Source organism: Pseudomonas sp. 37 R 15, from assembly GCF_900004865.1.
Classification (GTDB): Bacteria; Pseudomonadota; Gammaproteobacteria; order Pseudomonadales; family Pseudomonadaceae; genus Aquipseudomonas; species Aquipseudomonas fluorescens_AM.
In genome coordinates, this window is record NZ_CVTV01000049.1 from 404,457 (window position 1) to 430,930 (window position 26,474).

General features: G+C 58.2%; 33 protein-coding genes. 24 read left to right on the forward strand and 9 right to left on the reverse strand.

The window, feature by feature from the left end:
* Positions 1–23: 23 nt before the first annotated feature.
* From BFQ04_RS17125 to BFQ04_RS17150, 6 genes are read right to left on the reverse strand one after another with little or no spacing between them, the layout of a single operon-like run.
* On the reverse strand, positions 24–1,280 hold the full coding sequence (locus BFQ04_RS17125; RefSeq protein ID WP_065951826.1) for an NAD(P)/FAD-dependent oxidoreductase: 1,257 nt from the start codon (positions 1,278–1,280) through the stop codon (positions 24–26).
* Entirely contained in the window at positions 1,273–2,574 is a 1,302-nt protein-coding gene (locus tag BFQ04_RS17130) for a SidA/IucD/PvdA family monooxygenase (protein WP_065951827.1), read from the reverse strand. The genes BFQ04_RS17125 and BFQ04_RS17130 overlap by 8 nt, the downstream gene beginning before the upstream one ends.
* Positions 2,571–3,950, reverse strand: coding sequence for a diaminobutyrate--2-oxoglutarate transaminase family protein (locus BFQ04_RS17135; RefSeq protein WP_065951828.1), 1,380 nt, complete (start codon positions 3,948–3,950; stop codon positions 2,571–2,573). The genes BFQ04_RS17130 and BFQ04_RS17135 overlap by 4 nt, the downstream gene beginning before the upstream one ends.
* Before the next feature lie 14 nt (positions 3,951–3,964).
* A complete protein-coding gene (locus BFQ04_RS17140) occupies positions 3,965–5,008 on the reverse strand; it encodes an aromatic ring-hydroxylating dioxygenase subunit alpha (RefSeq protein WP_065951829.1) in 1,044 nt (347 codons plus the stop codon).
* Positions 5,009–5,045: 37 nt separating this feature from the next.
* Positions 5,046–5,897, reverse strand: a complete 852-nt coding sequence (locus BFQ04_RS17145) for an isocitrate lyase/PEP mutase family protein (RefSeq protein WP_065951830.1) — start codon at positions 5,895–5,897, stop codon at positions 5,046–5,048.
* A 51-nt stretch (positions 5,898–5,948) separates the two neighbouring features.
* Positions 5,949–6,719: a sulfite exporter TauE/SafE family protein gene (locus BFQ04_RS17150; protein WP_065951831.1), complete on the reverse strand. Its 771-nt coding sequence runs from the start codon at positions 6,717–6,719 to the stop codon at positions 5,949–5,951.
* Positions 6,720–6,822: 103 nt separating this feature from the next.
* Between BFQ04_RS17150 and BFQ04_RS17155 the strand changes: the two genes are divergently transcribed.
* Complete coding sequence (locus BFQ04_RS17155) at positions 6,823–7,713, forward strand: LysR family transcriptional regulator (RefSeq protein WP_065951832.1); 891 nt, start codon at positions 6,823–6,825, stop codon at positions 7,711–7,713.
* 83 nt (positions 7,714–7,796) lie between these two features.
* Here BFQ04_RS17155 and BFQ04_RS17160 read toward each other — a convergent pair whose 3' ends face one another.
* Together BFQ04_RS17160 and BFQ04_RS17165 are read right to left on the reverse strand one after the other, a co-directional pair.
* The gene (locus BFQ04_RS17160; RefSeq protein ID WP_065951833.1) at positions 7,797–8,168 is read right to left on the reverse strand and encodes a hypothetical protein; all 372 of its coding nucleotides are present in this window, start codon (positions 8,166–8,168) and stop codon (positions 7,797–7,799) included.
* On the reverse strand, positions 8,161–8,649 hold the full coding sequence (locus tag BFQ04_RS17165; protein WP_065951834.1) for a Panacea domain-containing protein: 489 nt from the start codon (positions 8,647–8,649) through the stop codon (positions 8,161–8,163). Before BFQ04_RS17165 ends, BFQ04_RS17160 begins: the two co-directional genes overlap by 8 nt.
* Positions 8,650–8,904: 255 nt before the next feature.
* On the opposite strand from BFQ04_RS17165, the gene BFQ04_RS17170 reads away from it, so the two are divergent.
* The 23 genes from BFQ04_RS17170 to recX all read left to right on the forward strand — a co-directional run bounded on the left by BFQ04_RS17170 (position 8,905) and on the right by recX (position 25,248).
* Positions 8,905–9,648 carry a LexA family transcriptional regulator gene (locus tag BFQ04_RS17170; protein ID WP_175413294.1) on the forward strand — a complete coding sequence of 248 codons (744 nt, stop codon included), beginning with the start codon at positions 8,905–8,907 and terminating at the stop codon, positions 9,646–9,648.
* Positions 9,649–10,241: 593 nt separating this feature from the next.
* Positions 10,242–10,580 (forward strand): phage holin family protein, encoded by a 339-nt coding sequence (locus BFQ04_RS17175; RefSeq protein ID WP_065951835.1) that lies wholly within the window; start codon positions 10,242–10,244, stop codon positions 10,578–10,580.
* A 19-nt stretch (positions 10,581–10,599) separates the two neighbouring features.
* Positions 10,600–11,115 (forward strand): hypothetical protein, encoded by a 516-nt coding sequence (locus tag BFQ04_RS17180; protein ID WP_065951836.1) that lies wholly within the window; start codon positions 10,600–10,602, stop codon positions 11,113–11,115.
* A 3-nt stretch (positions 11,116–11,118) separates the two neighbouring features.
* Positions 11,119–11,727, forward strand: coding sequence for a phage baseplate assembly protein V (locus BFQ04_RS17185; protein ID WP_065951837.1), 609 nt, complete (start codon positions 11,119–11,121; stop codon positions 11,725–11,727).
* Positions 11,728–11,739: 12 nt separating this feature from the next.
* Complete coding sequence (locus BFQ04_RS17190) at positions 11,740–12,072, forward strand: phage baseplate protein (protein WP_065951838.1); 333 nt, start codon at positions 11,740–11,742, stop codon at positions 12,070–12,072.
* The gene (locus BFQ04_RS17195; RefSeq protein ID WP_065951839.1) at positions 12,069–13,064 is read left to right on the forward strand and encodes a baseplate J/gp47 family protein; all 996 of its coding nucleotides are present in this window, start codon (positions 12,069–12,071) and stop codon (positions 13,062–13,064) included. Before BFQ04_RS17190 ends, BFQ04_RS17195 begins: the two co-directional genes overlap by 4 nt.
* The gene (locus BFQ04_RS17200) at positions 13,061–13,789 is read left to right on the forward strand and encodes a phage tail protein I (RefSeq protein WP_065951840.1); all 729 of its coding nucleotides are present in this window, start codon (positions 13,061–13,063) and stop codon (positions 13,787–13,789) included. The genes BFQ04_RS17195 and BFQ04_RS17200 overlap by 4 nt, the downstream gene beginning before the upstream one ends.
* Positions 13,786–14,316 carry a phage tail protein gene (locus BFQ04_RS17205; RefSeq protein ID WP_065951841.1) on the forward strand — a complete coding sequence of 177 codons (531 nt, stop codon included), beginning with the start codon at positions 13,786–13,788 and terminating at the stop codon, positions 14,314–14,316. Before BFQ04_RS17200 ends, BFQ04_RS17205 begins: the two co-directional genes overlap by 4 nt.
* A 47-nt stretch (positions 14,317–14,363) precedes the next feature.
* Positions 14,364–15,146: a phage tail protein gene (locus tag BFQ04_RS17210; protein ID WP_065951842.1), complete on the forward strand. Its 783-nt coding sequence runs from the start codon at positions 14,364–14,366 to the stop codon at positions 15,144–15,146.
* An 11-nt stretch (positions 15,147–15,157) separates the two neighbouring features.
* A complete protein-coding gene (locus BFQ04_RS17215) occupies positions 15,158–15,460 on the forward strand; it encodes a hypothetical protein (RefSeq protein ID WP_065951843.1) in 303 nt (100 codons plus the stop codon).
* Between the two features lie 87 nt (positions 15,461–15,547).
* On the forward strand, positions 15,548–15,721 hold the full coding sequence (locus BFQ04_RS29685) for a hypothetical protein (protein ID WP_175413291.1): 174 nt from the start codon (positions 15,548–15,550) through the stop codon (positions 15,719–15,721).
* A 2-nt stretch (positions 15,722–15,723) separates the two neighbouring features.
* A complete protein-coding gene (locus tag BFQ04_RS17220; RefSeq protein ID WP_065951844.1) occupies positions 15,724–16,890 on the forward strand; it encodes a phage tail protein in 1,167 nt (388 codons plus the stop codon).
* Complete coding sequence (locus tag BFQ04_RS17225) at positions 16,890–17,396, forward strand: phage major tail tube protein (protein WP_065951845.1); 507 nt, start codon at positions 16,890–16,892, stop codon at positions 17,394–17,396. Before BFQ04_RS17220 ends, BFQ04_RS17225 begins: the two co-directional genes overlap by 1 nt.
* 52 nt (positions 17,397–17,448) lie before the next feature.
* The gene (locus BFQ04_RS17230) at positions 17,449–18,030 is read left to right on the forward strand and encodes a phage tail assembly protein (protein WP_065951846.1); all 582 of its coding nucleotides are present in this window, start codon (positions 17,449–17,451) and stop codon (positions 18,028–18,030) included.
* A gap of 128 nt (positions 18,031–18,158) precedes the next feature.
* The gene (locus BFQ04_RS17235) at positions 18,159–20,381 is read left to right on the forward strand and encodes a phage tail tape measure protein (RefSeq protein ID WP_065951847.1); all 2,223 of its coding nucleotides are present in this window, start codon (positions 18,159–18,161) and stop codon (positions 20,379–20,381) included.
* Complete coding sequence (locus BFQ04_RS17240) at positions 20,381–20,764, forward strand: phage tail protein (protein ID WP_065951848.1); 384 nt, start codon at positions 20,381–20,383, stop codon at positions 20,762–20,764. The genes BFQ04_RS17235 and BFQ04_RS17240 overlap by 1 nt, the downstream gene beginning before the upstream one ends.
* Positions 20,757–20,969 carry a tail protein X gene (locus BFQ04_RS17245; protein ID WP_065951849.1) on the forward strand — a complete coding sequence of 71 codons (213 nt, stop codon included), beginning with the start codon at positions 20,757–20,759 and terminating at the stop codon, positions 20,967–20,969. The genes BFQ04_RS17240 and BFQ04_RS17245 overlap by 8 nt, the downstream gene beginning before the upstream one ends.
* Before the next feature lie 9 nt (positions 20,970–20,978).
* Positions 20,979–21,980: a contractile injection system protein, VgrG/Pvc8 family gene (locus BFQ04_RS17250; RefSeq protein WP_065951850.1), complete on the forward strand. Its 1,002-nt coding sequence runs from the start codon at positions 20,979–20,981 to the stop codon at positions 21,978–21,980.
* Between the two features lie 22 nt (positions 21,981–22,002).
* Positions 22,003–22,560 carry a glycoside hydrolase family 19 protein gene (locus BFQ04_RS17255; RefSeq protein WP_065951851.1) on the forward strand — a complete coding sequence of 186 codons (558 nt, stop codon included), beginning with the start codon at positions 22,003–22,005 and terminating at the stop codon, positions 22,558–22,560.
* Entirely contained in the window at positions 22,548–23,048 is a 501-nt protein-coding gene (locus BFQ04_RS17260; protein WP_065951852.1) for a lysis system i-spanin subunit Rz, read from the forward strand. The genes BFQ04_RS17255 and BFQ04_RS17260 overlap by 13 nt, the downstream gene beginning before the upstream one ends.
* Before the next feature lie 81 nt (positions 23,049–23,129).
* On the forward strand, positions 23,130–23,630 hold the full coding sequence (locus tag BFQ04_RS17265; RefSeq protein ID WP_065951853.1) for a CinA family protein: 501 nt from the start codon (positions 23,130–23,132) through the stop codon (positions 23,628–23,630).
* Between the two features lie 83 nt (positions 23,631–23,713).
* On the forward strand, positions 23,714–24,772 hold the full coding sequence (recA, locus tag BFQ04_RS17270) for a recombinase RecA (protein ID WP_005785454.1): 1,059 nt from the start codon (positions 23,714–23,716) through the stop codon (positions 24,770–24,772).
* Between the two features lie 8 nt (positions 24,773–24,780).
* Entirely contained in the window at positions 24,781–25,248 is a 468-nt protein-coding gene (gene recX / locus BFQ04_RS17275) for a recombination regulator RecX (protein ID WP_065886030.1), read from the forward strand.
* A gap of 70 nt (positions 25,249–25,318) precedes the next feature.
* On the opposite strand, the gene BFQ04_RS17280 is transcribed toward recX, so the two are convergent.
* Positions 25,319–26,431: an LOG family protein gene (locus tag BFQ04_RS17280; RefSeq protein ID WP_065951854.1), complete on the reverse strand. Its 1,113-nt coding sequence runs from the start codon at positions 26,429–26,431 to the stop codon at positions 25,319–25,321.
* Positions 26,432–26,474: the final 43 nt, after the last annotated feature.

Here is a 26,474-nt window from a genome sequence, read left to right on the forward strand (position 1 = left end):
TACTCGAATTGGAGTAGATAAGATCAGGACGCGAGCACGGTGCGACGTTGCTTTCGGCGATCAAGTGCGATGACCATTTGCGCCAGCCAGGTCAGGGCGTTACCTGTCCTGAAAGTACCTGATGAAAGCGGTAGACGTAGGCCGTTGATCCCACACAGCCGATCCATCAACGTTTGCCCCATCAGCATTGAAAGCGCGATGCCTCGACCGTTACAGCCACTCCATCCTATGATTCGTTCGTCATGGTGAATCTTCGGCATACCGTCTGGAGTAAGGCCTACCCAACCGGCCCACTGTTGCTCTGGTGCTTGCGCCACAATGCCGTAGAGGCGCTTGATGCGATCCTGAAGCAATGCACTGCACTTGGCAGAGCGCTGAAGCGGTAACGCGAGGCACCCCGTCAGCAGCTTTACGGGCCCCAAGCGGCGTGCAAACCACATGTCCTTGCGGTTATCGGAAAATGGCAGCAGCTGTTCGACATGGCACACCTGCGGTATGGCGAACGTCGCAAGCGTCAGGGCCAGCGGGCTGATTGCTCGCCGAGTCTTACGGCTGGCGGCAGAACCATAGGCATTGCCGGCGATAAATACGCGTCCGGCCCTGATCTCACCCCGCTGAGTTTGCACGGCGACCCAGCGTGCCTGCGGTCGAACATCGACTGCGCTGCAACGTTCGATGATATGGCCACCTTTGCGGTTGACCGTGTCCGCCAGTCGATACACGAATGCGAGGGGATTAATGGCACCCGCGTCGCTGAAAAGGAGGCCCTCGGCATACTCGGTTGTGCCTAAAGCATTCTCCAGCGCTTGCGGCTCCATGGGCTCTACCTTGGCCCCCAGGCGTACCCAGTTCTTCGCCAGTTCGTCCGCCGCACCCCTTGCAGCCCCAGCCATGGGTTGTACCCAGCCTTTGACTGTCAAATCCGATGGGGCGTATTCAATAACCGTCTGCGCTGTATCGCTGAGAGCGGCCAAGAAGGGCGCTGTATTCTCGCCCAGCAAATGTTGGAGTGAAGCGGGCGAGTGCCTTGACGGTATGGGCACTACGAAACCCGAGTTGCGACCGCTTGCCCCGCAGCCCACTTCTCCGGCTTCAAGCACCGTGACCGAATAACCCGACTCAAGTGCCCGTAACGCCGCCGCTAAACCGCCAATTCCCGCCCCCACTATCACGACATCACTTTCAAACGGCAGGTGACCGGCGTGGGCGGTGCGGCAGGACAATTGGGTTTGCCAGCAAGAAGGCGCCATCAGCATTTCGCTCAGGGCCTGGTTATGCATGGGATTGTTCCCTGACTGCCAGGTTGCTGATCAGCGATTGCACAATGTTTTGCGAGCGTAACGCCAGCAAACTGAAGGAGCCTGCATCCCCCATGCCATGCGAAGACTCACACAGCCCGTTGAGGTAAGTGGGTAACCCGTTGCCCAAATCAACGCGATAATCCCTGGCAATGATCAAGGTGTCGATTTCATTTTCGCGGGCGATTGAAGCCAGTAATTTCGGAAACGGTTCTTGACGATCTCCGGCGCCCAGGTCAAGGAAGCCGGTGGCCAGAATAACCAGGTCGAATGATTGGCTATGAATAATCCCTTGAAGATACTGGCGACTATCGATTTGCACCCCATCAGAGGCGGGTGTACAGCCAACCATGTCCTCACACGTTCGTAGCTGCAACAGACCTTCACCTTGCAGCATTTGCTCATACTTACGTACATAGAGCTGGTTCAGGACATCAATGTCTGACGACGAGTAATTGGTATGCACCAGTTCCTGACGTAACCGCGCCTTATGTTCTGCGCTGGCGTTGTGGAACGTGTCGACAAATGAGGGGAAGTAGACCTCATCGGAAAACGGGCTTGTATCCTTCTGGCGATAACCGAAATTACGCGTAAACCCCACGACCTCTCGAACGCCGCTGTGGCAACTGGCGTGAAGCAGAATCTCTACGGCACTCTGACTGCCGCCGATTACGGCTATGCGGCACTGTCCGCCGGTGGCTGCGACCGCTTCGGCCAGGGCAGGCATATAGTCGTTCAAATGGCGTACGCGTCGATCTTTGACGTCCGCGAAAGGTGCAGGAATGTGGGGCGTGCGGCCAGGGGCGAGCACCAGAGAACGTGCAAGAAATACTCGGCCATCGGTGCAGCACACTGTGTAGTGGGCACTTTCGCCATTGGATGGGGTGACTGCTTCTACCGAGACAGCTTCGCAACCGTAGGCGACGATGTGTTCAAAGAAATCGGCAGTCCAGGAAATATATTGGGCATATTCCGCACGCAAGGGATGATGCAACGGAAGGTTCAAGTGCTCATACAGGCGGCCTTGTTCAAACAAGAAATTCGTGAAGGTGTAACGGCTACGCGGATTGCGCGGGGTTACCAGATCTCGCAAGGGGTGATTCTGGATATCCGATCCCGGCAGCAGCATGTTTGGCTGCCACGCAGGGCCTGGACGCTTCTCGAGAAATTGTACGCTCATGCCCGAAGACAATTCTTCCAGGGCGATTGCCAATGCGATGTTTGCCGGACCGAACCCGATACCCAGTACATCAAAGATCTTTTCAGGAGTGCTCATGCCTGCATCTCCCCATGAAGAGCACGTTCAATGGCCCGAGTTGAGCTGACCCTTTGCGAGGCCAGAGCACGGTCAAGCCGCTCTAATACCTGGCCGACTTCAGAGCGGGTGATGACCAGCGGCGGGAGGAAGCGCAGCACTGCGCCATGGCGCCCTCCCGTTTCAATAATCAAGCCCTCGTCAAGGCAGGCACGCTTCACCTGTGCAGCGATGGCTCCAGCAGCCTGCGGGTGACCGAGTGCATCGACGCTGCCATCGGGTTCAATCATCTCCATGCCGAGCATCAAACCCCGGCCCCGAACGTCACCGATGCAGGGATAGCGTTTCTGAAGCTGCAACAAGCCTTGACGTAGCTGTTCACCGACGACGTTGACATGTTCCAGCAGTCCTTCTCTTCTGATGAACTCCAGGGTCGCGGCTCCGCTGACCAACGCGATCTGATTGCCCCGGAACGTACCGGTATGTGCGCCGGGCTTCCATTGATCGTACTGATCCAAATACAGCAACACTGACAGCGGATAGCCACCACCGATGGCCTTTGAAAGCAGAATGGCGTCAGGCACGATATCCGCCTGCTGGAACGCAAACAGGTCTCCACTGCGACCAATACCGGCTTGGATTTCGTCAATAACCAGTGGCACATCGTAACGTTGGGTGATTTGCCTCACCTGGCGCAGCCAGTGCGCGCTTGCTGGAATGCAGCCTCCTTCACCCTGTATCGCCTCAAGCAAAACCATTGCCGGTTTTCCAATGCCGCTTTCCGGATCGCTGAGAGCGTTTTCCAGGCAAATCAGACTGAGTCGTTCTGTCTCCTGCGCAGGGGTGCCCGCGCCAAATGGACTGCGATATACGTAGGGATAGGGCAGAAAATGCACTTCCCCAGGCAGACCACTAATCTCCTGTTTAGGTGCCAGATTGCCCATCATGCCCAGCGTGCCGTGAGTCATCCCGTGATAAGCACCCTGGAAGACGATGATCGGTCGGCGTTTTGTCGCGATTTTGAACAGTTTCAGGGCGGCTTCGGCGGCGTCGGCTCCCGTAGGCCCACAGAACTGAATCTTCGCTCGTTTGGCAAACTCCGGGGGGAGCATCTCGTAGAGCTCCTGGACGAAATGCAGCTTTGCCGGGGTCGCTATATCGAGTGCCTGTTGCAACTGGCCGGATTGCAAAAAATCGATGACGCGTTGTTGTACAAATGGATGATTGTGTCCAAGGGGAAGAGCCCCCGCGCATGCAAGGCAATCCAGGTAACGGCGCCCTTCACTGTCGACAACTTCAGTGCCTGAACCTTGGCTCAGCACTTTTGGGATGTTTCTGGCATACGTCCGGGCATTGGATTCCCGACGTGTAAGAAAGTCGATGGAGGATTCAGTCATGGTTGACGTCCTTGTCAGATAGAAACAGATTCAATGACTTGTGTTTGTTGATGGGTGGTCGCGGCCTCGCCCAGGTCACGAATCCAACGGCGGTACTCAATCCCCATTCGATCACTGACCACATGCATTTCCGCCTGTGGATCCAGTGGCAGGCGGGCGGGGCGCTGGGATTCGACAATGCGGCGATCCTGTTCGAAAACAGTGTTCTGCCGAGAAAGGATCTGTTCGAGTGTGAGATCCTGGCCGAAGTTGATAGCGACTATCAGCCAGATAATGCATTGCGATTCATCGACCGGAGTGGCGTTGAAAAAGGTACAGAAGCGCTCCGTTTCGCCCGTCTTTTTGACGAAATAGGCAGTCGTGGGATTCAGCACTGAATAGGTGTAGCGGGCGTTAACCGGTATCCCACGATGGTCGCCGTACGGTTGAAAGACGCAAATTTCAGAAGAGTGCAGACCACGCTCGTCTTCCGTCACGTTGTATCGCTTCAGCGGTTCAGGCGCGTCCGGCAGACCATTGAGATGGGCATGCACAAAGGGAAAATGGGACGCATCGATAAAGTTTTCGAGTGAGCGTAACGCGTTTGCGTTGTAAAGGTAGGGGCCCGCAAAGACCTTGCGGTAGCTTTCATCTTGCCACTGTGGCAGTTCTGGCAGCGGTCGCAATGGTTCCTCCAGGCTCACCCAGATGTATCCGTAGCGCTCTTGCGCGAAGTGGCGAAAAATGAGGCGCTGTGATGAGGGGCCTTTTCGCTCCGGGTGTGCAGGAACCAACGTGCATTCGCCTTGGCTACTGTAACGCCACCCATGATAAGGGCATTCGATCTGCCCCTGTTTGATGCAGCCCAATGACAGTTTTGCACCCCGATGACCGCAGTAATCCTTCCAGGCATTCACTTTTCCCTGGTCGTCTCGCCATAACACCAATTCTTCGCCAAGTAAGCGCACCGCTTTGGGTTGGTCACTGCCTACATCCGAACTCTGACATACCACGTGCCATTGCCCGGCGAGCGCGCGATAATCGAGTTCATTAGAGTTCCATTCGCCCCTGTATAACATGCCATCTCCTTGTCGTGCTTCGTGCTGGAATTGAGTTCTACAAATTGTCGAGTGCCAGGAACTTCGCAGTTTGAACAATCAACTCGCGTTCGGAAAAACTGGTCAACTCATCCGCCATCGCATGGCTATCCCCTGAGCGCTGCAGTTCAGCCAGAGTTTTTTGCATAGCATGGATGGCTGCGCGTTGCAGATCAGATGGCACAATGACAAGTTGGTAGCCGAGTTCTGCAAGTACTGGCAAAGAAACGAGAGGCGTTTTGCCACCGTAGAACATATTCATGAGCTTTGGCCCAGGAAGCCGTTGGGCAATAATCTGAATTTGTTCGAGGGTCTGCGGCGCCTCCACAAAAATCATGTCGGCACCCGCCTCAACGTAACGTTGCGCCCTGACCAGCGCCGCGTCGAAACCCTCAATTGCTATTGCGTCGGTGCGCGCAATTACCAGGCAATTAGTGTCTTGCAAACTGGCACGCGCAACTTTGATTTTTTGACACATGTCATCGACGTCAATCAGCGACTTGTTATCCAAGTGCCCACAGCGTTTAGGGAACGTTTGATCTTCCAGATGGAAGGCTGCTACACCGATCCGCTCCAAGGCTCTCACGGTACGTTGTACGTTGGCAGTTCCGCCAAATCCGGTGTCGGCATCTGCGATAACGGGAATCTCGCTGGCTTCGACAATTTTCTCGATCCGCTCGACAACTTCTGAAAAGCTCAGCAAGCCGATATCCGGATAACCGGATGCTCGGGCGATAGCACCACCGCTGGCATACACAGCGTCAAAGCCCGCCAGACTTACCAGCCTTGACGACAGTCCGTCATAGGCACCAGGTGCCATAACGGTTTTTCCGGAATTTAATAAGTCACGAAGAACTTTTGCACTTTTCAATTGCAAATCTCACTGTATGAAGTTGGAGTAGAGAAGTTGTATTTCATATAGTTAATTGATGCCGAGGCAAGCTCGGTACACAAGCGTAATACCGCTGGCCAATATAATAATGTTTATGAGTCTGGTGAATGTATGGCGAGATATTTTGAACGAAATGTGCTCGCCAGCCCACAGCCCCAACAATAAGGCTGGCAATAAGTAGAGGGCAGTTACCACTAATGCAAGATCGGCATAGGCTCCTGCCAGGGTGAGCATCGCCATACGTACCAGCGTACTAATTCCAATCAATGTGCTCTGAGTGGCGCTCGCTTGCTCTTTAGTGTTTGTTCTGCCGTTCAGATAGATCGCGTAGAGGAAGCCGCCGCTCCCAAATAAAGCGCCGAACAGCCCGCCACCAGCGCCCAGGGGCATTGCCCATGTCGCAGATAGATGTCGGGTTCCTATTGGTTTTGTGAGCGTGTACACGGCATATAAAGTTACAAAGCAGCCCATCGCGAGCATTAATACGTCAGCTCTTGTATTGAGGAGCAGCGCTATACCCGCCACGCTACCCAGCATCATGAACGGCAGCAGCCGGGTGAGTTCAATGCGCACCACGTGCTTATGCATGCGCGCCAGTTTTCCAAATGCAGCCACGCAGTCAAGGAGTACCAGTAGAGGGATCGCTTGCGACAGCGGCATGTAATTTACCAGCACCGGCCCCGCTACCAATGCCGTCCCGAAACCCGCAATAGAAAAAATGATGTAGGCCAGGCTGATGGTCACGAACATTATTGCCAAGGTCGCATTGTCGAAAGGGGCGTGGAGAAAAGCGTCCGGCATTATCGTGGGTCCATGACGTGATATTTGGTAACCCTACCCAACAGGACAAAAATCTACTAATATGAAAATAAGAAATTACTGATCACATTTTGGCATAGCTATTATGATATCAATGAAGCAGTTGCGATATTTTGTGGAGATCGCAGAACATGGAAGCTTCAGTGTTGCAGCGCAGAGACTATTTATTGCTCAGTCAGCACTCAGTCGACAAATGAAGGAGCTGGAGAACAACCTGGGTACGCTTTTGTTTGAGCGCACCGCAAGGCAGCCCCATCTAACGCCCGCTGGGCTAGCCTTTTTGCCAAGGGCCAAAGTTATCTTGAGTGACGTCGATAGTGCTGCTCGGTTGGCGACTTCGGTAGGGAATGGTCAGCGGGGTGCTTTACGCCTTAGCCATGCCAGCACGGTGCCGCTCACCGGGAAGTTGAAAGATGCGCTTGGGCTTTATCTGGAGCGTATGACCGATGTGTATATTGAAGTGTCGGAGGAATCTTCAGAAACACAACTCATGAATTTAGTTGATAATCGTATTGATGCGGGTCTGTTCAGGCTGCCAGTGTTGCATCAAATGAATAATATCAAGCTTCTTCCTCTGTTTAGTGAGAAAGTTGTTGTCGCCGTTGGCTCTACCCATCCGCTCGCATCGAGAAGTTCAATATCACTTGCTGAGTTGCGGGATGAAGCATTCGTGTCGATAGCCCACCCAAAACGCGGAGGGCTTAGTTATCTTTCATTTGAACTTTGCGCTCGCGCAGGATTTGCTCCGAAGTCAGCGCAGGTTTATTCGTTGAAAACGACACAGTCGTTGTTGATCCAGGCAGGATTCGGTATTGCACTGCTTCCCGTTTCAATGGTTAAAGCTACTTCGTTGCACGCTATTGATATAAGTGATGAAGGGTGTGAAAGCGAGGTCGTTCTTGCCCATCACGAACGTGACTCAACGCTGGTAGAGACTTTCGTTGAGCACTTTCGAGAGGCATTTTACGTCGATTGAAGGTTGATCGTTGTGACAGAGAAGCTGGGTTTCCCGGACCGCCAGACGGGGGCAAACCAGCGATCCATACCCATGGACACCGGCTATCTGGACTTACGCCCACTGGCCGGAAACAACCCTCTGATCACCCCAAGAAACGCCGCAAACAAATTGATTGAAGTCGCCGTAGTGATGGCAATCAGCACGTTATCCGAGAACGGCGCCTTACCCGAGTAATACGTCGACCACCCATTCCACACCAGCAGCACCGCCCAGAAGATCACACCACAAGCCGCAAACCAAAATGCGCGTCCCGCATATTTCTTGCGCAGTTGCCGTTCGGCCTTCTGGTCTTTGAGGTTCTGGTTTCTTTCATCGTCGGTGCCTGTGGCTTGTTCGCCACCGGCTTGGGAGTCCTGGTCAGGCCCTGCCACCGGGGGCAGGGTCAGTTCCAGGTTGTCGAGTTCTTCACTCACGGATGCGGCTCTTTGGGTGAATGAGTGCTGCCATGTCTTCCCAGTCAATGGCGGACCCGTCGGCGCCCTTGAGGGCCCAGGCTGTGCCGTCCTCGTGGGAAAGGTTGGACAGTTGGGTGCCGGACCACTTGCCGTATTTGTTAATGATCCGGTCAATCAAGCGATGGGTGTAGGTATCGCTCTCAGGAACCCTTGGTGTCACGAAGACAATGTCTTCGGCGTCGGGCTTCAGGTTGCTGAGCAGCGACGTCACCGGGCGATTACCGTAGGATTTCAACTCATGGTACAGCGACGGGATGACCGGGCCATATTGCCAGCGGGCGAAGTGATCATCCATCAGCGGCTGATCCCGTTCACGCAGATGCCAGGACTGCGTGTAGAACAGCAGTTTTTGCAGTTTCATGGGCGTCAGGCCCGAAAGCTTGCCTTCCTTCGCGCGTTCAATGAAGGCGTTAGCGACAGCTAGCGCTGAATAAGCCATGAGCACCTCCGTCGTTGCTGGCCATGTTGTTCAAGAGTCTTATACATAGGCCCTGAATTGTCGATAAGCAAGGGCGCCTGTCCGTCCGCTCGGTGTGGCATCAGGCTACCCTGCGGCGATAGCAAACGGTTCTGAATGATAGAAAACAATTAACTGTTTGCCTACACAGTGTTTTGTTTCAATCTAAACAAAATTGTGTGTTTAATGCATAAATATGCAAATTAGCATTTGCCAACCTTCAAGACTCCCGTCAATATCCGCGTTATGCAAAAACGCAACGTTTCTACCGTCTTGAAAGAGCTGCTGGATCGCGATCGGATCTCCCCCACGGAGCTTCACCGACGCACCGGTGTGCCTCAATCCACACTGTCCCGGATCCTCAGCGGCAAGATCGTTGACCCGTCGGACAAACACATCTCTCGCATCGCCGAGTATTTTCGCGTCAGCACCGATCACCTGCGCGGGCGTGCCGGGGTGGGTGCTTTGCGAGATGATGGGCGCGACCCGATGCATTCGGAGCTCAAGGACATAAGCCTGTGGGACGACGACACACCCGTTAATGATGACGAGGTGTCGATCCCCTTTCTGCGCGAGGTTGAATTGGCTGCTGGATCAGGAAGATTCGTCATCGAGGAAAGTGAGAAAGCCAGCCTGCGCTTTGGAAAGCGCAGCCTTCGGCATAACGGCGTGCAATTCGACCAGGCCAAATGCGTGACGGTGCGTGGCAACAGTATGTTGCCGGTACTGCGCGATGGCGCGACGGTAGGGGTAAATGCCGGCAAGAGCGGGATTGGTGACATTGTCGATGGTGACCTGTATGCCATCAATCACAATGGCCAGCTACGGGTGAAACAGCTCTACCGTCTGCCTTCCGGGATTCGCCTGCGTAGCTTCAACCGTGATGAGCATCCAGATGAAGACTACAGCTTCCAGGATATTCAGGACGAGCAGATCAGCATCCTCGGTCATGTTTTCTGGTGGGGCATGTATGCCCGCTAACCTCCTCGCGTAGGACGAAACCCGCCCATGAGCGGGTTTTTTTTCGCCTGCAGAAACCCGCCCAACCCCAAGCCCGCAAGGCTTTGAATGCATTCGTGCATTTACTTAGGCAAAATAAATGCATTCATGCATTGACTGTATATGCATACATGCATATTCTTCATCTCAAGCCAGCCAACAAGGCCTGGTGGAGGTGGCAAGGATGCTGCCAAGGAAGACAAGGAAGGCACGCAATATCGGCAAGGACGCCATCAGAGCGATGGCAGGGATGCCAGGTAACACCGGCAAGGATGCCGACGCTCTTTAGTTTCACCCCAGCTTCAAGAACAGGCAGCGATGAACCGGCCTTAACGGTTCAGAGGGTTGGCAACTGACCCGGGTGTGCAGCGTAAAGCACCGCAAGCAGTTATCCGGCAGACAGGGATCGTGGTCGGAAAAACATTCAGGAAAGGACCGTACCGCGCCAGTAGCGCCGAAAGTCCGAGGACATCATTACTGAAAAGCCCGGGCTACCGGGCTTTTTGGAATGCCTACCTATCGAAGTGTGTGTAATTGAAAAACGGACTATTCAGTGCTCAGCCAGGAGGCGTGACATGACAAACGAACAACAAGCGTTAGCGGAAATGCCTATCTGGCTGGTGATCATATTGGCCTTGATCGGCGGCGTTTCCGGCGAGATGTGGCGCGCCGACAAGGAGGGCGCCCGCGGCTGGTCGCTGATCCGCCGTCTGGCGCTCAGGTCCGGCGCGTGCATGGTCTGCGGGGTTTCGGCCCTGATGCTGTGTTATGCCGCCGGTATGTCGATCTGGACTGCCGGCGCCATTGGTTGCCTGACCGCGATGGCCGGCGCCGACGTGGCCATCGGCCTCTATGAGCGCTGGGCGGCCAAGCGCATCGGGATCAATGAAGGATCCCGCCAGGACCCGCCGTAATCGCAAGGACGCTACCCAAATGACCCTTATCGAAAAGCCATCCCAACTTCCCCAGGCTATCGGCGTGGCGCTGCATGCGGCCTTTCCGGACCTCAAGGTCGGCAGCCACCGGGAATTTCAGAGTGACCTGGAGAAAACCGGCGTAATGATCACGGTTGAAGGCAATGGCCCGGGTCTTCGCTCCCGCGAAGGCCGCAAGGCCCATGTCCTGGCCATTTCGCTCAAAGCCATGGTGGCTCCCGGCGCATTGCCGTTCCAAGCCTGCGACCTGGCCAGCCAGCTGATGGACCTGGTTCTGGATAACCGCTGGAGCCTGCCTCAGGCCCAGTGCGATTTGCCGACCCATATTGTTGCCGCTCCCGCTGTGCTGACTACCGCAGCAACGGACTACGACACCTGGACCGTTTCCTTCACGCAAATCCTCTACCTCGGGCCCGAGTTACTCAACGATCCTACAGGCCGAGCGCTGTATGCCTGCACCTGGGACGTTTTGAACATCGATGACCCCGATCAATACAAGCCACTGGCGGAGTAGCCCATGTTCGACGCGCTGTTACGCATGCAACTGGGGCCGATCGTCGAGCGCCTCGCGGAAATGGAGGCCCAACTGGAAGACCTGTACCGACGCGCTGAAAGCTTCTGCCGGATTGGCGTTTGCCAACAGGTCGACGCCGCCAGCACTACCTGCCGGGTCAGTCACGGTGAGTTGCTCACGCCGGCCATCCGCTTTTTCAACCCCAGCGCCGGTGCGCAAACCGAAACCCGTATTCCGTCCGTGGGCGAGCACTGTCTGTTGCTCAACTACGGCGGTGGGGAAGGGGGCGCGCAGTCCGTGGCTTTGTTCGGCCTCAACAGTAGTCTGTTTCCGCCAGTCTCGACGGTTCCCTCCGTGACCCGGCGGCGCCATCAAGACGGCACCCAGAGCGACTACGACGACGCCAGTCACACCTTCAACTGGGCCAACGGGCCGACGATGTTCACCGGTTCTCGCGAACAGGTTGACCTCAAGGTCGGTGCCGCCAGCCTGACCCTCAATCCGCAGGGCATCACCCTGCAAATCGGCGGCACCGCACTGTTGCTGGATGCCGGCGGTGCTCACTTCAGCGGCCCGGTGATAGACCACCAAGGTCGGGTCATCAGCCCCTGATAAGGACATCTCATGATTGGCATCGATCGCAACACCGGGGCAGCCGTCGATGACTGGCCGCAATTTGTGCAGCGCGCCACCCGAGCGCTGACCACACCCGTTGGTACACGGCAGAAGCGCCCGCTGTATGGCTCGCTGATCCCGCAGTTGCTCGGGCAGAACCTGGGCGACGACCTGCTGCTGCTCGCCCAGAGCCATGCCGCCCAGGCGTTCTACAACGCCCAGAACGGCATCGGCGACTTTCAGCCCCAGGTCATCGTCGCCACCCGCCAGGGCGCCGGGCTGCTGCTGCGTTTTGCCGGCACCTGGAAAAACCGCCAACAATCCTTCGAGGTCGTGACATGAGCATGCTGATCCCTGGCCAGAACCAACTGGCCGAGCCGGCGATTATCGCGGTCGATGCGTTCGAACCCTTGCTGGCTGAGTTCAAGGCGTTCGTGGTCGACTATGTCGCAGCAAGTGCGCCGCAAAGCGCGGCCAAACTCAAGGTCAGCCTCGACAACGAAAGTGAGCTGCTGACCCTGGCCCTGGAAGCTTTTTGCGTGCGCCTGCAAACCCATGAGCGCAAATACAATGCACGCATCAAGCAGATGCTGGCGTGGTGGGCCACCGGCAGTAACCTGGATGCACGGTTGGCGGATATGGGCCTGGAACGCCAGGTACTCGACCCCGGTGACCCTGCGGCTTTCCCGCCCGTGCCGCCGATCCTGGAAAGCGATGACGATGCCCGCCTGCGTTACTACCTGGCACCCCACGCCCCGGCGGCGGGCTCGCGGATGCAGTATCGCCGCGAAGTGTTCACCCTCGGCGAGCGGCCGGTGGTCAAGGTTCAGAGCGCATCGCCGGGCGTGGTGACCGTCAACTACACCTTTGATCCGGACGGTTATGCCGCCCAGGTCAAGGACGGTAACGGCCGACGCATCGCGCCCGGCGAAGTGATGGTCACCGTGTTGTCTCGTGAGGGCGACGGTACCCCATCTGCCGATTTGCTTGACGGTGTGCGTCGACATTTCGCACGGCCGGATGTACGCCCGGAAACCGATCTCGTCACCGTCCAGGGCGCACAGATTCAGCCCTACAGGATTCGCGTCATCGCCAAAATCCACGCCGGGCCTGACTCGGGCTTGACCCAAGTGGCGGCGCAGCAACTGCTGCAGACTTACGCTGACTCCTGTCATCGCCTGGAAGGGCGCGTCGACCCCAGTTGGATCGACTACGCCATTCACAGTGCGGGGGCGGCGCAGCTGCACATCCTGGAGCCGCTGGCGCCGATTGTCAGCAGCGCGTTCCAGGCCCCGTATTGCACGGGCGTCGAGGTGGAGGTGCGCACGCTATGAATGACCCCAAAGCGAGTGTGTTGCCGGTCAACAGTTCACCGCTGGAGAAGGCGCTGGATATAGGGTTCGGCAAGCTGCTTGACCGGGTCGCACCGCCGTTGCCAGCGTTGATGAACCCGCTGCAAACCCCCAGCGAATTTCTGCCTTACCTGGCCGCCGACCGAGGTGTCAGCGAATGGGATGCCCAAGCCAGCGAATCGGAAAAGCGCCTGACCGTGGCCTTGTCCTGGCAGATCCAGCGCCAGGCCGGCACACCCAAGGCCTTGAGCTATGCCGTGGAGTCACTGGGGTTTACGCCCAACATCAGCGCCTGGTTTCAGCAGCGGCCAACCGGCACGCCGTATACCTTCGACGTGCAGGCGATCATCGGGCGCAGTTGGTCCAGTGGCGACCACAACCGGCTGATCCGTCGCATCAACGCGGCCAAGAGTGAGCGCGATCAGGCCACGATTACCCTCGTGCATGAAACCTACCAAGGGCTGCGACTGGCTGGTGCGGCTGATCCTGGCTTGAGCATCGGCGAAGACAGCCCGCCCGGCGCCTTGCCCGAAATGAAGTTACACGGTGCGTTCTCCCTCAACAGCGCCACTCACGCCCCGCTCAACGATGGCGAGTTGCTGCTTGAAGGCGTGCTGCCGGAACTCGGGCTGGGCGCCCGGCTGAACAGTGCCGGGGTTGCCCGGCACTACACCATTAACGACTACGACCTCAGGGCGCAGCCATGACAGATGAAATCACGCGCCTGGTGCGCTTCACCTCCAAGGGTTTGGATGAAGTGCTGCAGGCCAGGAACCAGGGCCTCAAAGGCGAAATCACCCACATCGGCGCCGGTACCGGCCGCTACACCCCCGACGGCACGGAAGTGGCGTTGCGCGATGAGCGCCAACGGGTCGCCATTGTGGATTACGAAGACCTGGGCGAGCGCCAACTCAGGATGGCCGCGCTGTTTGACGGTGACGATGAGTATGAAATTGGCGAGTTCGGCTTTTACCTCGCCAGTGGGACCTTGCTGGCGGTGTATTCCGTGGCAGGGAAGTTGCTGACGTATAAAGCGGCGGCGGCTCGGGTACTGCAGAAATTCACGCTGGATATATCGCCGTTGCCGGCTGATAGCGTGACGATTGTGGTGGGGAGTGAAAACCTGAATGTGTTGCTGGCTGAGGAAATCGCCATTATGGCGGCGGCGTCGGTGGGCAATATGTCGCGGCACGTGGATTTGATGTTTCGAGTGATGCATCTCGAAGCGAAGTAGTTGCACTGACAACAGTGCTGGAAAGGTTAACTGACAGGGAGTCAATGATGGGAATTGAAACGACTATTACGAAGGTTGTGGATGCGTGCAATAAGCTGACGGAGACGGTGACTAATCAGATTGGCAAGATTGATGCGCGGGTAGAGGCGGCGTCGAGTCAGTTCACGGCGTGGCGTAACAGTGTGCAGGCGAAGGATATCAATGGGCGCGCGCTTTATAAGCAGGAAATTGATCTCACTGGCTTGTCGACGGAGGTGCTTTATCCTGTTTGGTGGACGATGCCCGGTAACGAGGCGGGTGAAACAGAAATCACTGTCTCCCGAGTATATTTTCGAGACAGTGAAAAAGCGCCCTTTGGCGAAGGGATATATCACATTGCCGGCTTGAACTTGCAACTTGAGGGTGTCGGGTATCTATGGAACGGAGATGCTAACTTCTTAGCTATCAAACGAGTTTCTCAAACCTACCGTGAAACGGTACGGGGTATTTCATTCGGAATGATTTGTACCGCTCGTGCTGTTACTGGACTTAAACCGATGTACCTGGGGTTGGTCGCTGGTCAAATTACAAATGCCCCTCAGTTTTCTGGGATGTACTTGAGGGGCGGGCTAAGTTACACCATTACCAAAACCTTTGACTATCCGGTGAGTTACAGCAAGTTAGACGCTGAAGTGATAATGAAAGATGACGTTAATCCCGATTGGGAAGTACGTTGGGCGGTGAAGCCTTACACGTTGGCTCAGGCTGATGCTGTGCTCGGGAAGGCCCTTGAAGAGAAGCGTCTGGCCTATTCCCACGATAACGACATTCGATATACCGCCAAGGTTTAAGGACTGATCAAATGACTTTGTTTATTGAAAAGTTGGTAACCCCTGCTGGTGACTCGTTGATCAACGTGCCTGCTAGTACGCAGACCCTTAAAGGCCTGGGCTTTAGTGATGCGGCTGGCCAGGTGCTCATCGAGAACGCTACTGCAGCTGCCGCACTCGCTAGCACAATTGCGGCTCGCCGCTCTGCCTATGTCAGCGAAGCTGACCCGATGTACCTCGAGTGGCAATTCGACGGTACGGCTGAAAAGGAGAAAGAGTGGCGAGCTAAGGTTGCTGAAATCAAAGCGCGCTTCCCGTTGCCGAAAGACAAGTAGTCACCCACCGCGAAAGCGGTTTTTTTTCGCCTCCCCAAAGCCCCTCTTGCAGGGGCTTTGGCATTTCTCACCCGGAGAACCCTACCCATGCCCACGCGCCAAACCTACACCGTCCTCATCCCTTTCCCCACCGGTAACGGCCATTGGTCTACCGCTGGCGAGGAGCTGGAACTGCTGGACGTCGAAGCATCCGCCCTGCGCACCGCCGGCCGCCTGGAACTGACCAGCGTCCTCAATTCCACCTCCAAGAAGGCTGATTAATCATGGCTGAGGTTTTGAACTTCGAGCACAACGGCATTACCGTCAATGCCACCGAATCGCCCGAGGCCATGGGTGGCCTGGGCGATAATGTCATCGGCCTGGTGGGCACCGCCCCCAATGCCCATGCATCGATCCCGAAAAACGCGCCGTTTCGCATCAACAGCTTCACCACCCAGGCGCTGCTCGACCCTACCGGCACCGAGTCGGGCACCTTGTTCCAGGCGGTTTACCAGATCCTCAAAGTGGTCAAGGTGCCGGTCTACGTGGTGATTGTCGAAGAGGGCGCCACCCCGGCCGATACGATTAACAATGTGATCGGCGGCAACGACCCGGTCACCGGTCGCAAACTCGGCCTGGCTGCCCTGAGCAGCGTGCCTGAAGACCTGACCATCATTGGCGCTCCGGGCTTCACCGGCACCAAGGCCGTGGCCGGCGAGTTCGCTTCCTTCGGCAAGCGCATCAAGGCCCGTGTGGTACTCGATGGCAAGGACGCTTCGGTCGCCGACCAAGTGACCTACAGCGGCGAACTGGGCGGTGCCGACCTGGGCTTCGACCGTTGCCTGCTGGTGCACAACATGCCGTCGGTGTATTCCAAGGCTGCGAAGAAGAACGTATTCCTGTCGCCCTCCTCGTTGGCTATCGCTGCGCTGGCCAAGGTCAAGCAGTGGGAAAGCCCAGGTAATCAGGTGACCTTTGCCGAAGACGTTTCCCGCGTCGTCGAGTACAACATCCTCGACACCTCCACCGAAGGCGACCTGCTCAATCGTTATGGCGTGAGCTACTACGCCCGCACGGTGCTCGGCGGTTTCTCGCTGCTGGGCAACCGCTCCATTACCGGCAAGTTCATCAGCTATGTCGGCCTGGAAGACGCCATCAGCCGCAAGCTGGTCAAGGCCGGCCAGAAGGCCATGGCCAGGAACCTCACCAAGTCCTTCATGGACCAGGAGGTCAAGCGCATCAACGACTGGCTGCAAACCCTGGTGGCCGACGAAACCATCCCTGGCGGCAGCGTCTACCTGCACCCGGAGTTGAACAGCGTCGAGAAGTACAAGAACGGCACTTGGTTCATCGTCATCGACTACGGCCGCTACGCGCCGAACGAACACATGGTTTATCAACTCAACGCCCGCGATGAAATCATCGAGCAGTTCCTGGAGGACGTTCTCTAATGTTTACCAACCGAGTCAGACAGGCCATTGCGGCCACCCTCCAAGGCCTGCCGCTGTCGGCCACGGTCGATTCCTTTACGCCACCGAAGATCGAGTTCGAAATGGACCCGATGACCGGCGGGCGCTTCATTGCCGAAGAAGTGGCCAAAAGCGCCAAGGTGCTGGGCGCAACCCTGGTACTGCAAGGGGCTGGTGCAGAAATCCTGCTGGCGCTTGGCGTCACGCAGGGCGATGACATCCTGTTGAACGTGCGCGAAGCCGGGCAGGATCAGGATGGCAAGACCTACTTCACCTACCACACCGTGGGCGGCAAGTTGAAGTCGTTGACCGAATCCGCGCTGACGATGAATGCCAAGCCCGTTACCACCCTGGAACTCTCCTGCCGCACTTATAACCGTCTGGAAAACGGCATTCCGGTGATCGATATCGACGTGCGCACCCAGAAGTTCGTGCTCAACGGTGTCGACATTCTCGGCGATGCCCGCCGCGCCGTGCTGATGCCGTAACCACCCAGGGGGCGGGTCAGCTCGCCCCCACACCCTGTCAAGGAATCACCCCATGGCCTGGATGCCTGCGCTACACGTCCTGCTGTCCCCGATCACCGCCGACACCGGTGTTGTGATTGAGCAGATTCAACTCAAACCCTTGTTCTACGCGCCACAGAAAGACGCCCTGGCGCGCGCCGGTGACGACGAGGATGAGCAGTTTTTCGAACTGGCCAAGCTCGCCACTGGCCTGTCGGAAAAAGAACTCGACCAACTCAAGCGCCCGGACTACGTCAGCATCGCGCAATACGTACACGAGATGTCGACCCAGCCTGCATCGTTTTTTCTCGATCAGGCCGATGTGCCGCGCCAATCGCTGACCAGCGAGGAGGTCGCGCTGCTGCTTCCCCTTCAAGCAAGCGGTCGCACGCTCACCCACGTCACCCTGGAAATGCCCGCTCTGCGCGCCACCAAAGTGATGAAAAAACTGCCCACCAACAAAGAGCGTGCCGAGTTCATCACCGCCCATTGCGCCGGCCTGATGATCCCCGATCTCGCCGGCTTGACGGTGCCCGACTGGACCGAACTGCAGGGGCGCATCGACGATTTTTTAAACAAACCGGCGGACTTCTTTCGGAACGCGACATCGAAGTGATCCTCGATGTCGTACCGCTGGTTTACTCAGTAACCGAAGCGGAAATCCTCGATTGGGACGCCGGCAAGGCCTTGCGCCGCTACGACATTGCGATCAGTCGCCTTGGCGTTAAACAGGAGTAGAGCGGGATGGCAGACCGTAATAACCAAGCTGAGTCAGCCATCGCCAGGGACGGCGTGATGATCCAGCGCTCACCCGTAATGGCCGGCGCACAGGCCAGCCTCAATCCGATCGCGCCAACCCTGGCGAGTCCGGCTGAGGCGGTGCCGGGAAGTGCCGCGAACCTGGCGTTGGCATTGGCCGATGCCAGCCTGCAAATCAATCATCTGGCCGAGAGTCAGGCCCGGCTTGTGGATACGCTTGAGCTGTTCAACGCCTCGTTGCTCAAGGTGATGGACGCCCGCCAAGCCGACGCCATCGAGGCGGTGGGCACGGGCGATACGAGCACCCGCACGACGGCCCCAGCGGGTACGCCATCGCAGGCACTGGATGCCGCGATGACCGACCTGGACCAACTGCTGCAATTTGTCGGGCGCGAGCGCAAGTCACTGCGCGAAGCCAACCTCGCCATGGCGACCGAGCCGATGGTGGCGGCCAGTGGCGCGAGCGCCGTGGACTTGGCGAAGGTCGAGTACGTAGCGGCCAAGTCGGGTATTGGCAGCAGCCGCGTTGATGCGTCAGGCAATATCGACCAGGCCGGACGCCAGGCAGACCTGCAGCAGTTCGCCCGCGATGCCGCGATCATGGCGACGGCGTTCAAAATCGATGTGAAGCATGCCGGCGAACTCATGGGCGGATGGCGTGAGTCACTGCACCTTGACCGCGCCCAAGCCCTGGATCTGGCCGACGCGACAAACGTGCTGGGCAGCGATGTCTCGCTCAAGGCCGAGGCAGCGGACATTGCAGCGATCGTGCAACGTCGCGGCGCCACCGCAACGGCTGCGGGCATGCTCCCCGAGCAGGCGGCGGCGCTTTCGGCGGTGTTGTTGAGTGCCGGTAACAGCAAAGGTGCTGCGGAGCTCGGGCTGGAAAAAATCAGTCTCGCCCTGGCCAAAGGCGACAGCGCTTCTCCCGCGCAGCGCAGTGCCTGGGCAGCGCTCAAGCTTGATCCCAAAGAGCTGGCCAGTGGCATGAAACAGGATGCCCCGCAGACCCTGCTTTCCGTGCTGGAAGCACTCAAGTCACAACCGGCTGAAAGGCAGGCGGCGCTGGCGGCGCAACTGTTCGACGGTAACCAGTCGATTCTGAGCCTGGTGCCGATTATTGACAGCGTGAAACACGCCTTTTCGCAGGTGGCCGAAACGTCCACCTACGCCACCTCGGCGCTAGGCGATCAAGGCTCTGTTCAGCGCGTTGCAGCGATTCGCGCCGATTCCTCCCAGGCTCGACGGCAGGCCTATGAGGCCAGTACCACGCGCTTGCAAACTGCCTCCGATGTGGCCCTGGCGCCCGTCGTGGATACCTCGCTGACGGCGATGACCGGTTTGGTCAACGGCGTGGGTGGCTTGGCTGAAGCGCTGCCTCACACTACCGCCGCCGTTACGGTGGCAGGGGCTGCACTGGGGGCTGTGCTTTCCGGCGTATTCGATGCCGTGAAGGACAAGGTGTTTGAAAAGGTTGCGGGGAAAATTTTCCGCGAAGGACCTGCCGCTGACCCTACCGCCCGCCCGCAGCACACTCAAGGTAATGACGCCCATACAGGCAAACGCCCGCCAGATCCGGCGTCCGGTCCTGACCGCCCTAGCAAAACAGTGAAGGCCAACAAATTCGCCAAACGGGCTTCGTTGGGCCTGGTGCTGGCACAGGCCGGAGTTGATGTCACGCAGGGCGCGCTGACGGGGAATCCGGGTCAAGCGCTGGGCTCCAGCGTGGGCTCGGTAGGCGGCGCCGTCGCTGGTGGCGTTGCCGGTGAATTCGCCGGCATGGCGATTGGTCGAGCGGTCGGCACGCTTGCCGGAGCGGTGATCGGTTCGGTGGTGCCGGGTGCCGGTACGCTGCTGGGCGGGGTCATGGGCGGCGTCGCCGGTGGCGCGATCGGCAACGTGGTGGGCGGCGCCGTCGGTACGTTTGTCGGCAGTGACGTGGGGGCATGGCTTGCCGAGAAAGTAATGGGATCCGGGGATCGCTTGCCGTCTCCCACGGATGTCAGCAATAACCTCAACAACCCTCAAGCCGATAACCGCCAACTCAATTTTGCCCCGCAAATCACTATCAACGCGCCGGAACAAGCCAGCTATCAGCAATTGGCGACACTCGTGGTGCAACAGATCGAAGCGCAATTTACGCCGCTGTCGATGGACAACCTGCTGGCGACGCGACGTGGCGCGGCACTGACCGATGGAGCTGTGTAATGCGACAACAGATGGTGTTGGGCACGTTTATTTTCGGGCTGTCCCGCGGGTTCGCCTACGACAGCCTTGATCGTGGCAGCAGTGGTGGGTGGGTGAGCCTGGACATCATTGCCGGCAAACCCAAATCCAGCCAGGTGGGGCAGGGCCTTGAAACATTGGCAGTTGGCGGCAAGGCCGCGCGTGCCAAGGGCATGCAACGCCTGGATGAGCTGCGAGCCCTGCAGGACCTGCGCGTGCCGTTGCCTCTGGTGGATGGCCTGGGGCGTAACTGGGGGTTATGGACCATCAAGTCGATCAGCGAAAAACAAACCAGCGTCATCGACGACGGTACCGCGATGGCGATCACCTGGTCGCTGGTATTGGAGGAATTCGTCAATGCGTAGAGTCCGAAGTATTGCGGGCGATTCAGTGAACCTGCTGCTCTACCGAGAGCTGGGCCGCTGTGATGATGCTGCGGAGGAGGCGCTGTGGCGCTTGAATCCGGAGCTGGCGGAGCAGGGCGCACTATTGCCGGCCGGCGTCAGTGTGCTGGTGCCCGAACTGGATGCAAAGCCTGTCGCGAGCCGGCCGGTTTCAGCCTGGGATTAAGGAGCGATCATGGCACTTGGATTCACACCGGTAGTGGAGCTTTACGGCGCCAATGCCGCATTGTTCAATGAGCGGCTATTGGAGTGGGAGCATATTGACGCAGCGGGATTCGTGTCCGACCAACTCAAGTTGACCCTCGATATCGAGGGCCTTGAAGGCCTGCCCGATCTGGGCGGGAAAGTCGGCTTGCGCGTCGGTTATCGGGAGTCCGGTCTGGTGGATAAGGGCGCGTTCAAGATCACTCAGCGTACACCGTCGCTGTTCCCGATGCGCCTGGTGCTGGTGGCGACGGCGGCGCCGTTCGATGAGCATGAGTTCAAACAGCGCCGCACCGCCAGCCATGGGCCGACAACCCTGGGCGCACTGTTTCGTCAATTGACCAGCCGCTACGGGTTCTCCCCGCGCGTGGCGCCTGAGCTCGATGGCGAGCCGATCGCGCATATCGATCAGACCAACGAAAGTGACATGGCATTTCTGACCAGGCTGGCCAAACGCTTCGATGCAGTGGCCAAGCCTGTGGATGAGCTTTACGTGCTGGGCCGTAAAGGTCAGATCAAGTCGTTGTCGGGCAAGGCACTGCCGGATGTGCGCTTGTCCGTCACCCGTGACAATCACCCGGGCGACCACGCCTTCATCAGCGCCAGCTTCACCGAGACCAGTCGCGCCAAATATAACGGCGCGCAGACGGCCTGGTGGGATGCGGCGGCCGGCAAAAAGCATGTCGTAGAGGTGGGCATCGCACCGTTCAAAGTGGTGACGCAGCGCTACCAGAGCGAGGACGAAGCGCGCTCGGCGGCGCAGGGCGAGATGCGGCGTGTGGGGCGAGAAGGGCTGCAGATCAATGTGGTGTGCCCCGGTAATCCGTCGCTGGCCGCTGAAGGGTTGCTGCTGCTGGACGAGTCGTGGCCGGGCTTCATGCAGGGGCGCTGGTCGATCAAGACGGTGACGGCCAGCGGTAACCGCACCGGCGGCTACCGGTGCACGATCCAGGCCAGTGGTTTGTCGGTGTAGACATTTTTTCAGAGTAGATCCCATGCAGATTACCCTTACCCAGCTAATTGATGTGATGCCTGGGGCCCGCCTTCGAGCGGGCATTTTTTTGTCCCCGTTAAATGCAGCCTTCGTTCGGTATGAGGTCAACAGTGCCAGGCGCATCGCCGCCTTCCTCGCTCAAGTCGGCCACGAATCCGCCGAACTGCGCTACGTACGCGAACTGGGCAGCGATCAATACCTTGGCAAGTACGACACCGGCACCCTGGCCGCCCGCTTGGGCAACACCCCCGAGGCGGATGGCGATGGCCAGAAATACCGGGGCAGGGGGCTGATCCAGGTCACGGGACGGCGCAACTACCTGGCATGCAGCCAGGCACTGTTTGGCGATGAGCGCCTGTTGCAACAACCGCAGTTGCTGGAACAACCGCAGTGGGCGTGTGAGTCCGCCGCCTGGTTCTGGCACAGCAACGGCCTCAACGAGCTGGCGGATAAAGATCAATTCACCACCATTACCCGACGTATCAACGGCGGCGTTAACGGCCTGCAGGCGCGTGAGCAATTGTGGGCACGGGCGAAGGCGGTGCTATGCGTTGGCTAGGCACATTGCGTTGGGTCGGCGTTTGCCTGCTGCTTGCACTGGTGTGGCAAGTACAGGCCTGGCGCTATGGCGCGCAACTGGAGCGTCAGGCGGCCGGGCAGGCGCTGGCGCTCAGCCAGCAACACCAGGCCGCGCTCGAACAGCAACAGGCAGCACAGCAAAAGCGCCTGGCCCTGGAGCGACAACTCACTACCCGCGATCAACAACACATTCAGGAGTTGAGCGATGCCCAGCGTCACCAAGCTGCTCTGCGCGACCGCCTGGCCACTGCTGATGTGCGGTTGTCAGTCCTTCTCGACGCCACCGATACCGCCGGCTGCACGCCAGTGCCAGCCGCCGCCACCCCCGGCGGCGTGGTTCATGCAACCCCACGCGCCGGACTTGACCCGGCGCATGCTCAACGAATTATCCGCATCACCGACGACGGCGATAACGCCCTGATCGCCTTGCGTGCCTGTCAGGCGTATGTGCGGGCCGTCGCGCGTTAGCCTTTTGATGCATTCTGCAACTTGCATGACCGATGGGCTGCTGTAGGGTAGGCAAACCCCCGCCCATTCCTGGAGACGACCGTGAAGGAAATCACTCAACTGGCTGCTGAACTGGGGCGCCGTTTGCAGGTGCTCAATGCCCATGTCACCACCGCCGAGTCCTGCACCGGCGGTGGTATTGCCGAAGCCATTACGCGGATACCGGGCAGTTCGGCGTGGTTCGAGGCGGGCTATGTCACCTATTCCAACCGGCAGAAGACCCGGCAATTGAACGTGCCGGAAAAGCTGTTTGCCAACGTTGGCGCCGTCAGCCAGGAAGTGGTGGAGGCGATGGCGCGCGGGGCGCAGGAAAAAAGCCTGGCGCGCTTTGCCGTGGCGGTCAGCGGCGTGGCGGGCCCGGACGGTGGTTCGCCGGACAAACCGGTGGGCACGGTATGGCTGGCGTTCGGCGTGGGCGATGAGGTCACGGCCGAGCGTGCGCACTTTCCCGGCAACCGTGACGAGGTCCGCCGACAAACGGTAAAGGCCGCACTGGAAGGCTTGTTGCGACGAGCTGCAGCAGAAATAGACAATCAGGGGTAGGCGATCTTCGATCTTTGTGGAACAATACTGTCTACTTATACAGGTGTTGGCCGTCAGGCCTTATTGATTACGTGAGGACTTTAATGGACGACAACAAGAAGAAAGCCTTGGCTGCGGCCCTGGGTCAGATCGAACGTCAATTCGGCAAGGGTGCCGTAATGCGTATGGGCGATCACGACCGTCAGGCGATCCCGGCTATTTCCACTGGCTCTCTGGGTCTGGATATCGCGCTCGGCATTGGCGGCCTGCCAAAAGGCCGTATCGTTGAGATCTACGGTCCTGAATCTTCCGGTAAAACCACCCTGACCCTGTCGGTGATTGCCCAGGCTCAGAAAATGGGCGCCACGTGCGCGTTCGTCGACGCCGAGCACGCCCTGGATCCTGAATACGCCGGCAAACTGGGTGTCAACGTTGACGACCTGCTGGTTTCGCAGCCGGACACCGGTGAGCAAGCCCTCGAAATCACCGACATGCTGGTGCGTTCCAACGCCATCGACGTGATCGTGGTCGACTCCGTGGCGGCGCTGGTACCGAAGGCAGAAATCGAAGGCGAAATGGGCGACATGCACGTGGGCCTGCAAGCCCGCCTGATGTCCCAGGCGCTGCGTAAAATCACCGGCAACATCAAGAACGCCAACTGCCTGGTGATCTTCATCAACCAGATCCGTATGAAAATCGGTGTGATGTTCGGTAGCCCGGAAACCACCACCGGTGGTAACGCGCTGAAGTTCTACGCTTCGGTCCGTCTGGATATCCGTCGTACCGGCGCGGTGAAGGAAGGTGACGAGGTTGTCGGTAGCGAAACCCGCGTTAAAGTCGTGAAGAACAAGGTGGCCCCGCCTTTCCGTCAGGCAGAGTTCCAGATTCTTTATGGCAAAGGCATCTACCTGAACGGCGAGATGATCGACTTGGGCGTACTGCACGGTTTTGTCGAGAAGTCCGGTGCCTGGTATGCCTACAACGGCAGCAAAATCGGTCAGGGCAAGGCCAACTCGGCCAAATTCCTGGCGGACAACCCGGATATCGCTGCCACGCTTGAGAAGCAGATTCGCGACAAGCTGCTGACCCCGGCACCAGACGTCAAGGCCGCCGCCAACCGCGAGCCGGTTGACGAGATGGAAGAAGCCGACACTGACATCTGAAACAAACGATGACTGTGGTACTGGATACACTCGTCGCCGTTCGGCGTACTGCGATGGACCTGCTCGCGCGCCGCGAGCATGGTCGAGTCGAACTGACGCGCAAATTGCGTCAGCGCGGCGCAGAGCCTGAAATGATCGAAACGGCCCTCGACCGGTTGACGGAAGAGGGGCTGTTGTCGGAATCCCGATACCTGGAAAGCTTTGTATCCTACCGCGCTCGGTCCGGTTATGGTCCCGCGCGGATTCGCGAAGAATTGAGCCAGCGTGGCCTGCAACGTGCCGATATCGACCTCGCTTTGCGCGAATGCGGTATCAGTTGGCAGTCGCAGTTGGAAGAGACCTGGCGGCGCAAGTTTGCTGGGCATCTGCCGATTGATGCCAGGGAACGTGCGAAGCAAGGTCGTTTCCTGAGCTATCGCGGGTTTTCGATGGACATGATCAGTCGCTTGTTAAGCGGCCGGGACATGGACGACTGAACGCCACATTGATCGCAAAACAAAAGGCCCACTATGAAAATAGTGGGCCTTTTTTTTCGCCTGCAAAAAATCACGCGGGCTGAGGCACTCCTCGCTGTTGCACCTCACCCTGAGGCTGCACCCAATTTTCCGGTAAATTGATGTAGTCCACCAACTCGCGCAATCGCCCCTGGTCTCGGCCATTGAAGTTGAAGACCAGCCGCGTCAAATGACTGAACCTGGGTTCGTCATGCTCCTGGCCTGTGTAGGCAAGCTGCTGGAATTCTCCGCTCAGTCGAAGGCTGGCAAACTCATCCTGCAAATGGGCCAGGGCTTGATCACTGAGCGGATGGTTCATACGCACGACAAATTCACGCTTCAGCCACCGCGTTGAATGGAAATTGGCATAAAACCGGTTGATCTCGTCCACGGCTTCTTCTGCGCTGTAGACCAGGCGTATGAGCTTGAGGTCGGTCGGCAGGATATAGCGGTTAGCCTCCAACTGGCTGCGGATAAAGTCCAGGGCGCCTTGCCAGAACCCGCCGCCTGGGGCATCCAGCAGCACTACCGGTACCAGCGGGCTTTTGCCGGTCTGGATCAGGGTCAGCACTTCCAGGGCTTCGTCCAGGGTGCCAAAACCACCCGGGCACAGAATCAGTGCGTCGGCTTCCTTGACGAAGAACAGTTTGCGGGTAAAGAAAAAGTGGAAGGACAGCAGGTTGTCGGTGCCATCGATGGTTGGGTTGGCATGCTGTTCAAACGGCAGGGTGATGTTGAACCCCAGGCTGTGCTCCAGGCCCGCGCCTTCATGCGCCGCGGCCATGATGCCGCCGCCACCGCCGGTGATGACCATCAGATCGGAACGTGCCAATGCTGCGCCGACCTCTCGAGCCAATGCATACAGGGGACTTTCCAGTGGCGTGCGTGCGGAACCGAACACCGTCACCTTGCGTCGTCCCTTGAATTGTTCGAGCACGCGGAAGGCATGGTCCAGCTCACGGATCGCGCGCAGGGTGATCTTGGCGTTCCAGCGGTCACGGTCGTCCTGCGCCATGCGCAGGACCGTGAGAATCATGTCGCGATAAAGGGGAATGTTCGGGCTGTTTGGCGCGACCAGCTGGAGTTGCGCATCAACCTGCTGGGTGAGGTCGGTACCGTTTTGTTCAAAAAGATCGAGCAGGGGGGTGTTGGATTCATGAGGCATTCGACTTTCTCCTTCTTCACAGGGCCTGGGTCGCCGACGAGCG